10 protein-coding genes and 1 pseudogene are annotated in these 9756 nt (G+C 45.3%); 7 read left to right on the top strand and 4 right to left on the bottom strand.

Translation table 11 applies throughout. The annotated features are described in order from the left end of the window. Nucleotides 1-215 precede the first annotated feature (215 nt). The 4 genes from BLS03_RS24745 to BLS03_RS24765 all read right to left on the bottom strand — a co-directional run bounded on the left by BLS03_RS24745 (nt 216) and on the right by BLS03_RS24765 (nt 5587). The gene (locus BLS03_RS24745) at nt 216-611 is read right to left on the bottom strand and encodes a hypothetical protein (protein WP_093279513.1); all 396 of its coding nucleotides are present in this window, start codon (nt 609-611) and stop codon (nt 216-218) included. Between the two features lie 80 nt (nt 612-691). Beyond that, nucleotides 692-907: a hypothetical protein gene (locus BLS03_RS24750; protein ID WP_093279514.1), complete on the bottom strand. Its 216-nt coding sequence runs from the start codon at nt 905-907 to the stop codon at nt 692-694. Next, nucleotides 907-4533 carry a plasmid replication protein, CyRepA1 family gene (locus BLS03_RS24755; protein ID WP_093279515.1) on the bottom strand — a complete coding sequence of 1209 codons (3627 nt, stop codon included), beginning with the start codon at nt 4531-4533 and terminating at the stop codon, nt 907-909. The genes BLS03_RS24750 and BLS03_RS24755 overlap by 1 nt, the downstream gene beginning before the upstream one ends. 361 nt (nt 4534-4894) lie before the next feature. Further along, on the bottom strand, nt 4895-5587 hold the full coding sequence (locus tag BLS03_RS24765; RefSeq protein WP_093279522.1) for a helix-turn-helix domain-containing protein: 693 nt from the start codon (nt 5585-5587) through the stop codon (nt 4895-4897). A 142-nt stretch (nt 5588-5729) separates the two neighbouring features. Here BLS03_RS24765 and BLS03_RS26265 point away from each other — a divergent pair, with 142 nt between their 5' ends. The 7 genes and pseudogenes from BLS03_RS26265 to BLS03_RS24795 all read left to right on the top strand — a co-directional run bounded on the left by BLS03_RS26265 (nt 5730) and on the right by BLS03_RS24795 (nt 9737). After that, nucleotides 5730-5969, top strand: coding sequence for a helix-turn-helix domain-containing protein (locus BLS03_RS26265; protein WP_143015695.1), 240 nt, complete (start codon nt 5730-5732; stop codon nt 5967-5969). Nucleotides 5970-5978: 9 nt separating this feature from the next. Further along, entirely contained in the window at nt 5979-6578 is a 600-nt protein-coding gene (locus tag BLS03_RS24770; RefSeq protein ID WP_093279517.1) for a hypothetical protein, read from the top strand. Nucleotides 6579-6588: 10 nt separating this feature from the next. Continuing rightward, nucleotides 6589-7311, top strand: coding sequence for a bacteriophage antitermination protein Q (locus BLS03_RS24775; RefSeq protein WP_093279518.1), 723 nt, complete (start codon nt 6589-6591; stop codon nt 7309-7311). 216 nt (nt 7312-7527) lie between these two features. Beyond that, nucleotides 7528-8439, top strand: a pseudogene (gene rdgC / locus BLS03_RS24785) (recombination-associated protein RdgC); the annotation flags it as partial. 9 nt (nt 8440-8448) lie between these two features. Then, nucleotides 8449-8664, top strand: coding sequence for a DNA translocase FtsK (locus BLS03_RS26000; RefSeq protein ID WP_281241248.1), 216 nt, complete (start codon nt 8449-8451; stop codon nt 8662-8664). Continuing rightward, nucleotides 8664-9221 carry a single-stranded DNA-binding protein gene (locus BLS03_RS24790; protein WP_093279520.1) on the top strand — a complete coding sequence of 186 codons (558 nt, stop codon included), beginning with the start codon at nt 8664-8666 and terminating at the stop codon, nt 9219-9221. Before BLS03_RS26000 ends, BLS03_RS24790 begins: the two co-directional genes overlap by 1 nt. A 165-nt stretch (nt 9222-9386) precedes the next feature. Next, complete coding sequence (locus BLS03_RS24795; protein WP_176765696.1) at nt 9387-9737, top strand: ASCH domain-containing protein; 351 nt, start codon at nt 9387-9389, stop codon at nt 9735-9737. Nucleotides 9738-9756: the final 19 nt, after the last annotated feature.

The following is a 9756-nucleotide window of genomic DNA, read 5'->3' on the forward strand; positions in this document are numbered from 1 at the left end:
AATCAGGCTCAATTAGAAGCGTATTATGAGGGTGCTAACGCTGCTTTATGTGGTAACAGTGATAATGTAAATCATGTATTTGAGCATCCATCCTGTGAAATTGGTGATGCATTCAGAAAAGGGCATGCAGCTCAACTAGCCGCTATGTCTCAAGACAGCAGTATTGTTTAAACAGAATATCAATAGATAAAAAACCGCCGTTTGGCGGTTTCTTTTTATCCTAATTCTTTAAGGGCCTGACCGATATCGACCGATGAATCACGATTAAAATGGTAAGGCTTGCCCATCTTCTCAGCGTGGGTTTTGGCTGTGCCATTAACCGCATAAATCACAAATCGCCCTTCACTCTGAATATCGACTTCATACAAACCGTTATTACCGCCCGTTTCGCATAACACCAGCCAGTTGGCGCCAACTTGCCCAGAGCGACAGGCTAGTTTTGAATAAACACCTGTCCCTTTATATGCATTCCATATTTCAGACTGAGCGGCAGAAACTTCCTGTGGCGTTTCTCCGCTACGCAAGAACGCGATGCCGACAATCGCCAGTATTAATACAAACCAATATTTGAACAGCTTGTTGGTTATTCGGTTAACTTTATCTGTAAGCATGTGTGCCTTGTTCCTATTCAACAACTTTAGTATTAAATTTTAATCCGCTTTATTGAAAAAGATAAGGCGTAAGGAGTGCTTCAGGACACAGCTTTGGAGAAAACGTCTAACGCTGACAAGCAAGCGCGCTTTATCCCAAGTTGATAGCACAACGAACGAACCCCACGAGCCAATAAAACACCAGGTGCCATTCGTTTTTCCATCCATCGCTGAACGATAATGTCACAAGGTAAGGTTTCACCGCTGGCGACCCGGCGGCTAAATGCGTAACGAGTTTCAATAATAGGGTTCGACATTAAATTCCCTCCAAAATGACTTGCTTAATCGAGCCAGCCCACGCCTCAGCGCTGCTCTTAATGTTTTCTAAGCCATATTCCAACATGACGCGAACAACCTGCTTAGCGTTAAGCTGATGCGTATTTACCGCAATATTCGCCACTTCATTCACCACGCAGCGGTGTTCATTGCTGAGTAGGAGGGTCGCTGATTCTGGGAACGTAAAGAGAGATCCTTCTTCTCCCCCCTCTATATGCGTAGAAGCCCCGTCATTACTGCTTTGGTGGGCAATAGATTGTGATCCACCTTGCCCGTTTTGATTATTAATAAACAGTGGCGAAGGTGGATCATATTTTTTGGCTTTTTGATCTTCGATTTCACATAGGTATGGCGCGAAAGCGGCAGCTAGTTCATCGCGTAAATCAACTAGGCCCGTTAAGCGGCACTGTTCGTCTAGCTTATCGAATCGAACCTTGTACCCGGCTTTAAATTGGGTTGTGGTGAGCTCGTTAATAAAGGTGCTTACCTGGCGTTGGATTGTGTCTGCATCCAGAATTTCTGCATCTTTTAGGCTTTCTTCAATACCTTGAGAGCGGAGCGTTACGAGGGTTTTAACTGCTTCCCATTCTGGCAAGTGAACAAAGTAGGCATTGACCACTTTGTTATTGCTTATGCGCTTTTTGGTTGACTCAATCGGCACACCAAATGAGCGCAAGTGGTTATTGAACCATTGCACTGGTTGCTCGAGTGTTTTTGCTGAAACCGTAATCCCAGAATATTTGAACAGGCGATCTTTGGTGGATTTCTTACGCAACCAAGCGTGAAGAACGGGTCTGAGTTCGTCTGCTGTCCATTGCTTGCCGTTGTAATTCAGATTTTCGTCAATGCCAGCTGCTTGCAGTAGCTTGATCAGGTGACCACGCTTAATTGAAAGGTGACGCCAGCTCACGCGACTTTCTGCGTGTTGGACGTCTTTCATATCAAAGGCTTTTGCTGAGCTCTCATCGACGTTAACCCACGAAAGCTTTTTAATTGAATCCACAAAGCGGTTTTTGGTTTGTTTAAACGTTAATGCTGTTAAGACCGCATTGTTAAGCGAACTTGGCATTTCAATCGCTTGGTCTTCTTGATTGTGTTTGATATTCGCGCCATCGTGAGCGAAGTTTTCATATACTTCTTTGGCGAACGGCAGCAGGGTTTCGATTTGTTCGTCGCTGGCCGCATCCAAATGCAGGTCGAAGTTCACTTTTGATTTAGTGATTTCAGTTGGAGTGTAATCTTCGCCGTTGCGCATTACAGTTTTGAACGCTTCGCCAATATGCACTGGTGCTTGTTCAATGTCGCGAAGGTTGATGCGGTTGTTACGCTCTTTGGCTTCTTCACGGACTGTGGCGCCAAACTCCGCAGCCAACTTTTGCTTGGCCACTTCGATGATTTGGTAACCCCCACGCTCAGCAAGCTCTAAGAACCTGGCGCGGTAGCGGTTGGATGACTCATTTTGTTTTGCTTTGACTTTACAGAACAACCATTCATATAGCGCATTACGGCTTGTAAATTCACCCGTAGTCGGGTCAATTTGCAGAAGCTTCATTGTTTCTGCAGACACTTGTTCAATAAGCTTATCTTGAATGTAAGTTGGGTCGGTTGGTTCGCTGCGCTCTGCGTTATCCAGGTAAACGTGAAACTCTTGAACATCACGCGCTCGGTTAAGGCCTTGATGACCTTCTTCTGCAGTGCCAACCCGAGACGATAAAAACCCGATGGTTTTATCGAATTGGTGAGCGTTGGATTTGATATCAAAGCCAGTACCGAGCGTTGGCGATGCGATCAGAACATCAAGGTTTGGTACAATCGCATTGATATCTTCTAATGCCGTTTTCACTTCCTCAGTTCCGGTTACATCTGCATGAACAACCAATACTGAACCATCATAGTGGTTACGCTCTCTTTCTTGCTCAATAGCCGTACCAATCGCTTTCACTTGTTCTTTAGAGTTGGCGTAAATGTAGCGTTTACCTTTCGCCATGACTTGCTGCATGACTTCTTCAAGCAGGTGGTCTTTAGACTCGTAGACAAATAGCTTTTTGCCTTTTGCTACTTGGAAGTTGTTTTTGAAGTAGACGCCAGAGTGCAGGCCAATGTAATGGCAGAAATCAAATGCCAGATCGCCAAGGTGCGCATCGGCTAAGATTTGCGTTTGGCTGTTGTTTAACGCGAACTGCAGATAGTTAAGACAATGCTCACCATATTGAATGGTTTTCGCATAATACTGAGCAAGGTTTTGCTCGAATTCATCAACGAATACCACATCCCATTGTGATCCAGCTAAACGCCAAAGCGAATCCACCGAGCAAACCAAAATTTGTGCGTTGCGCAGTGCCATGTTGGTATCGGTGCCAGGGACTGGATCTTTGATAATCAGGTCCTGGTAAAATTCAACGGTTACGTGCTCAACGTTCAAGCCAGACTTGAGCGATTTAGCCAACGCAACACGGTGAGAAATTACCAGCGTTTTTAAGTGAGGGTTTTTCCGAATGAAGTTTTGAACAGTCGTTGATTTACCCGTACCCATATCCGATGCAAGCAGATTCAAACCTTTACGAATCTCTGCTTGTAAATAGCGTGAATCGGACTCGATAGTTTCAAAGCCCTTCACATTGAGAAGTTGTTCAGAAACCGCGTCCATACCGGAGTTGACAAACGTATCACTCCAGTCAAAGCCTTCGGTTGTTGGCAGTGACCAATAACCGCCAGCTCGTTCAACCATTTCAATACCCGCTTTGTCGTTATCTGGCGCGGCAATGAATTGGATGTCAGGTCGCTGCTGCTTCAACAGTTCAATGATGTGCGGAATGTTACCTTCCCCGATTGGGGTGACAATCACTTCGCCTGTGGAAACGTGCGCAGCGTAAGCATCGGCAAAACCACCGACCACAAACACACGTTTGGGTCCATGGTCGCAAAGTTGGCCAAAGGTGCAAAAACCGATATCAGTACGGGCGTTATCACTCGATACTTTGTTTACTGTTCTAGCGCCTACTTGAAATGATTTGTCTAAGATACGCTCAAAGCCGCAAAAGCGGCCTTGGTTAAATAGCTGTTCATAGATAGGCCATACCAAGCATGGGTGATTGAATTTATCGCGGCCAAGGCGAACATCGACAAAACTGCTGACGTTGGCCATCTGCTTATTCAGCATGTATTGGGTCGGCGCGAACTGCGTTGGCCAGCTATTGAATAGCTTTTCTTCTTGCTCTAACGCTTGCCATTGCTCTTGCTCTGCTTGGGCTCTTTTTTGCTGTGCGAGTTGCTTACGTTTTTCGAAGTCCGCAAAGATGCGTTGGCGTTCTTCCTCGGTACGGTCTTGACGTTGAGGTTTCCACCCTGACTGCATCGCTTCATAGATAAACGACCCGAAGCCAGTACGCTTTACACGGCGGAAGTTTTTCCACCAGGCATTAAATTCACGCTTGTTGTAAGAGCCGCCAGTCGCAGACCAGCTTTCAAAGATATCTCGGGCTTGATCGCCGAACTCTGAATAAAGGGCTCGTCCAATCTTGGACCAGTCTTTATAAGGTAGGTTTGGGTCAATATGGCTGAGCGCTTCCTCAACCTCATGTAATTCTAGTTGTATATAATTAGCCATTTTCGGTCCGTCATAAAGACAGATACACAACAGAAAAAATTACGATTAGTTAACTTTTTCTATTGCACATACGCAAAGAGGCCGCTAGAATTGTAACCAACAAATTGCGGTGTTTGGTTAATTCTAGTTAGCCTATCACATGAAAAAAGTCGGTCGCCACAACCGGCTTTTTTTGTATCTGTAATTCTTGAAATTTCTTTTAAATCAAATGCATAGCACTTTGTTTTTATCGCTTTTCCAATAATCACTTTGCTCACCATGCATAATTCGTTACCATCGCCACAATAGTAAGCGATCTATGCATAAATGGGCAAGAGATCAGTAATGTTTTGTTTAATTCTTTTTTGAATATTTGAGCTTACTACACTCGCCTATCGTCAATTACCCTACATACTACACCCTTTATATGAGTGGTTGTAGTTACTTTTATCACAGGGTATTGAAGATTTAGTGGTTTTAAATACTTTATCCCACAATCATCAATCAACTGCTTGAACGTTGTTTCTTGGGTTGCCTCGTCCACCGCGACAACAAACTTTCCTACGTATTCATCTACATCGCCTGAAACATCAGGGTTTACCAAGATATAACTGCCGTTTGGGAAATGATCCTTGCCTTCGCAGTTCTCCATAGAAGTGCCGCTAACCTTGAGTAAGAACGAGTTCTTTGGTGATTTACCCGGCACAAACTTCATTTCCTGGTTATGAGTATCGATGCTTGGGCTTTCGCCCCAATTACCTGCTTGCACCCAAGAAAGAACGGCAATCTCTCGGCCATGGGTTGGCATCACTGTTCGCTTACGTTCAATGATGTTGTCAACGCTCACAGGTTTGGCTGATGAGGTTCGCCCAAGCCTTCTTTCTAGCTCTGCCAGTGACCAGCCGAATAATTTGCAATAGCCGTCGACGATGGGCCAGCTCGGAATGGAACCATTTTCCACACGAGACAAGGTCGATTGCGAGCAATCAATGCCCCACTCTTTAAACGTGGACGCAACATCATCCATGCTAAATCGTTTTTTTCGTTCTGCTTTTAATAGCGTATGCAGTTCCATGATACTCACTCGGAATAGGTCAACATTCAACATTCATCATTCATATATGAAAAATTGTAGTTCATTTCATATATGACTGACCCGTCACAGAATAAATCAGAAAATATTTCAACTTTCACCCAAATATGCATAAAATAGCCATATGAAAACACCTTTACAGAAATGCAGGGCATATGAGGGTGTCTCCATGGATTTCTTGGCCTTGGAAGTCTGTTCTAGCGGCTCGACGTTGAGCCGACTAGAAAGGGGGATATCGCGAAATACGTCAGTTGAAGTGTGTTATCAGGTGCTTGAGAGATATAAAGATTTTGGCTTAGAGCTTGAGCACTTGGTATACCCAGAACGCTTCCCTGACTTCACTATAACAAATGATAGTCAGTAGGTTTTAGGAATGAAACGTCGAGAAAGTGACAACAGATTGTCAGCAATCATGACTCGTCATATCAAATGCTACCTGGAAAGCACAGGCATCGCGACAGAGAAGTTTGCTCGAGAGCGTGTTATCCCAGCATTGATTGCTGCAGGTGAACTCACCGAACCGACCACGGAGGTGGAGAAGTGGTATAAAAGCCAATCTCGCCGCTTGGTTCGATACATTGATGGCGAAAACCACCCAGCAATTAACTGGATTTTCCCACTTATTTATTCACTTCCAGCCGAGTATCAACAACCGCTTAAAAACGAATTGTGCGGAGCTCTCGGTTCATTCTTTGTGGCACTAACAGCAATGGCGCCACGGTCCCAAAATCACGACACACGTTCTCACTTGCCTCAAATGGCAAAGGAATGGGGCGATATTCTCATCCAATCTAACCCTGCAATGGATGGTGTTTTTTCTGCTGATGATGATCCCGTTGAGTTAATGAATTACGCCAACGAGATCACCGAATGCATCGGCATTTTGATGGCAGAACTCGGCGCAATTTACCGAGCGACAGGTATTGAGCCTGCTTCTGTCAAGGCTTACCGAAACAGCACTTTATTTGATTAGAGGTTTGGCTATGGGTGTGAAGTATAACGAGGAAGGCTTGAGAGAAGAGCTGCGCTTAGCGCTTTTGGTCATCCCTAAATCTAAAGGCCAGTTAGAGGGCTTTGAAAATAATGGGAACAGCGATGCACGATTTCAACGCAAAGGCTTTCACGCCGTTCTTGGCGACGAAGGTCGGGAACTGGCGAAAGTTCAAACTCCTGTGGTTACAACGTTGGCATGCAAACAGTTTAAACAATCCCCTATGCCGTTGTGTCCACAAGCTTTTAAACATTCAAAACTGGTTCGCACTATGAATAGTGCTCCAGAACATATCGGCGACTGGCTGCGTTTTTGTTATAGCGAAGGTGCGCAGTGTCCGACAGCCGTTCTTCTTCAAACCTTACTTGATGCGTTTTACGAGCAAGAGTCACGCAGCTTAGGCCGCGATTCTCAGACCTTGGTTAAACATCTTGCCACACTGGCTTGCATGCAAAAACGCGATGCGTTGAATGCTTGCCGAATGCAGCTGACCCAAGTGCAGGTTGCTCAGTTGTCAGGAAAGAAGCAAAAGGCATGGGAAAAGTCATGGGCTAAGCGCTGGCAGCGCCTAAATCGCATTTTGGACGACTTTGATAAGGATGGGCTTGATTATGTGCATGAACGAGGACGCCGCGAAAAAACTTCCAGAGGATATGCCCGTATGCCTTTGCAATCTGTACTTCGGGATGCAGCCAGAGAATACGTGGCTGCCTGAATGGCGCTACAGCAAAGTTAAAGGTTTAATTTTGTACTGCCCTAACTGCAAGTACCAAGTTGGACCATTCGATAACCGCCCTGCTGCAATCGCAAATTGGGCTTTGTTAAACCGCGCTGGGGATGAGCAAGTGTATCGCAATTGGGCGAAGAACTACGACGCGCATTACCCAGTACCAGAATACTTAGAAATATATCTACGCCAGGAGATAGCATGATTTTTCCTAAAAACGCGATGGTTTACCGTCTAAATCGCAACGTTACTTTTGATCTTGAAAAGTTAGAGACACAATTAAAAGAGTTTTCTTTTACCCCTTGCCTTGATTTGGATAAAAGCAAGTTTGGGTGGACGCCTGCGCTTGGCGAACAGAGCGAACTGTTTATTCACAGTGGCGCAGGGTGCGCGATGATCGTTGCTAAAAAGGAAGTGAAAGACATTCCTTCACAGGTGATTAAATCGGCACTGGATGAGCGAGTTAAAGCGCTAGAAGAACTCCGTGGCGGACCGTTGAAAAAAGGTGAGAAAGACGATCTAAAAGATGATGTTATGCAGGCTCTTCTTCCTCGGGCGTTTAGTAAATTCACCCTCACTCCTGTTTTTATTGATATGGATAACCATTTTATTGTGGTTGACTGCAGTTCATTTTCTGCTGCTGAACAGGCGCTTGCGTTACTTCGAAAAACCATCGGTAGTTTGCCAGTGGTGCCAGCTATTCCAGAACGAGCCATTGAGTCAACGTTAACCGAGTGGGTTAAACATGGCGAGTTGGAGTCTGGATTTTCCATCCTTGAAGATATCAAGCTTGTTTCGGTGTTGGCCGATGGTGGTACCGCCACTTTTAAGCGACAAGACGTTGGTTCTGATGAAGTTAAATCCTGTATTGACGCAGACAAAATGGTGTCTGAACTGCGTTTGGATTGGCAGGAAAGAATAGAGTTCACGCTTTCAGAAAAAGGCACCATCAAAAAGCTGAAATTTAGCGATGTAATCACAGACCAAAATGATGACATCCCTATGGAAGATCAGTTTGCTCGTTTAGACGCTGATTTTCATTTGGTTTGTGGAGAGTTAAGAGCTTTTCTTAAAGATTTGTATGTTGGTTTGGGTGGCTTACCAGAAGGTGATGCGCCACAAGCTATGGAAGATGAACAGTTCGACTCTCTCATTCCCGAAGCGAAAAAACATATTGTAGAAACTCAACGTGCGAGTATCAGCAACCTGCAGCGTCACTTTAAAATCGGCTATAACCGCGCCGCCAGAATTGTCGAGGCATTAGAAGAACTCGGTGTTGTTTCAAGCGAATCTCACAATGGCCTTCGCTCTGTTCTTATCACTGCAGAGGAGACTGAATAATGGCTTCTCGCGGTATCAATAAAGTTATCTTGGTTGGCAACCTTGGCCAAGACCCAGAAGTGCGTTTTATGCCTACTGGCGGCGCAGTTGCCAGCTTCGCATTAGCCACTAGCGAAAAGTGGAATGATAAACAGACTGGCCAAGCTCGCGAGAAAACCGAATGGCACCGAGTGGTGCTGTTCGGCAAGATTGCGGAAGTCGCCGGTGAATATTTAAAGAAAGGCTCACAGGTTTATATCGAAGGCCAGTTGCAGACCAGGAAGTGGCAGGACCAAAACGGTATCGACCGTTTTACGACTGAAGTTGTCGTTCAGCCATTTCGCGGCGTGATGCAAATGCTCGGCGGTACATCCGGTGATCATCGTAGCGGTTGGGGCCAGCCACAGCAGCCTGCTGCGAGTCAACATCAATCCTCACCAGGTCGAGGGCCATCAAATCATCAACCAGCTCCGCAAAGCCAGCCTCAATACAATGAGCCGCCAATGGACTTTGATGATGACATTCCATTTCGCGACACCTTTTCTCGCGGTGCTCGTACTGCTTACACCTGTTCATAAGGTCAAACATGCAGGCTGACTCGAACCAACTCGTAGCTTATGTAATGAAGCACAACCGAATGTCTCAGACGCAGGCTATGAGTTGGTTAGATAAATGGGTTCCAACGTGGAGAACGGAACCCGTACCTGAGGCCATTGGCACAATTTACTACGATGGTGAATCGGATGGATATGATGAATAACAATCAAACAACTTTATCGCTGAGCAATGATAATTTTCAGCGTGTATTAGCTGGCAAAAAGCTCACCACAATTCGACTTGGACGTAAAGAAATCACGCCGGGTCTTGCGCTAATCGTTAACCAAGATACTCAAGCAACATTGACGATTAACATTTGGTACGTTAACCCCGTTTTACTTTCTGATTTAGAACTGAATGACGCTCGTTTAGATGGTTTTGATACGTTGGAAGATTTACTGGCCAACTTACGCAGCTGCTACCAGCGCCCTATCTTCGATTATGAACATGCCACTCAGGTTCATTTCGATGTTGTTGCTGCAGAGGAGGTGGCGTGATGTACCAGTTATTACCAGG

Origin of the sequence: Vibrio xiamenensis, assembly GCF_900100015.1 — a bacterium.
GTDB classification, from domain to species: Bacteria; Pseudomonadota; Gammaproteobacteria; order Enterobacterales; family Vibrionaceae; genus Vibrio; species Vibrio xiamenensis.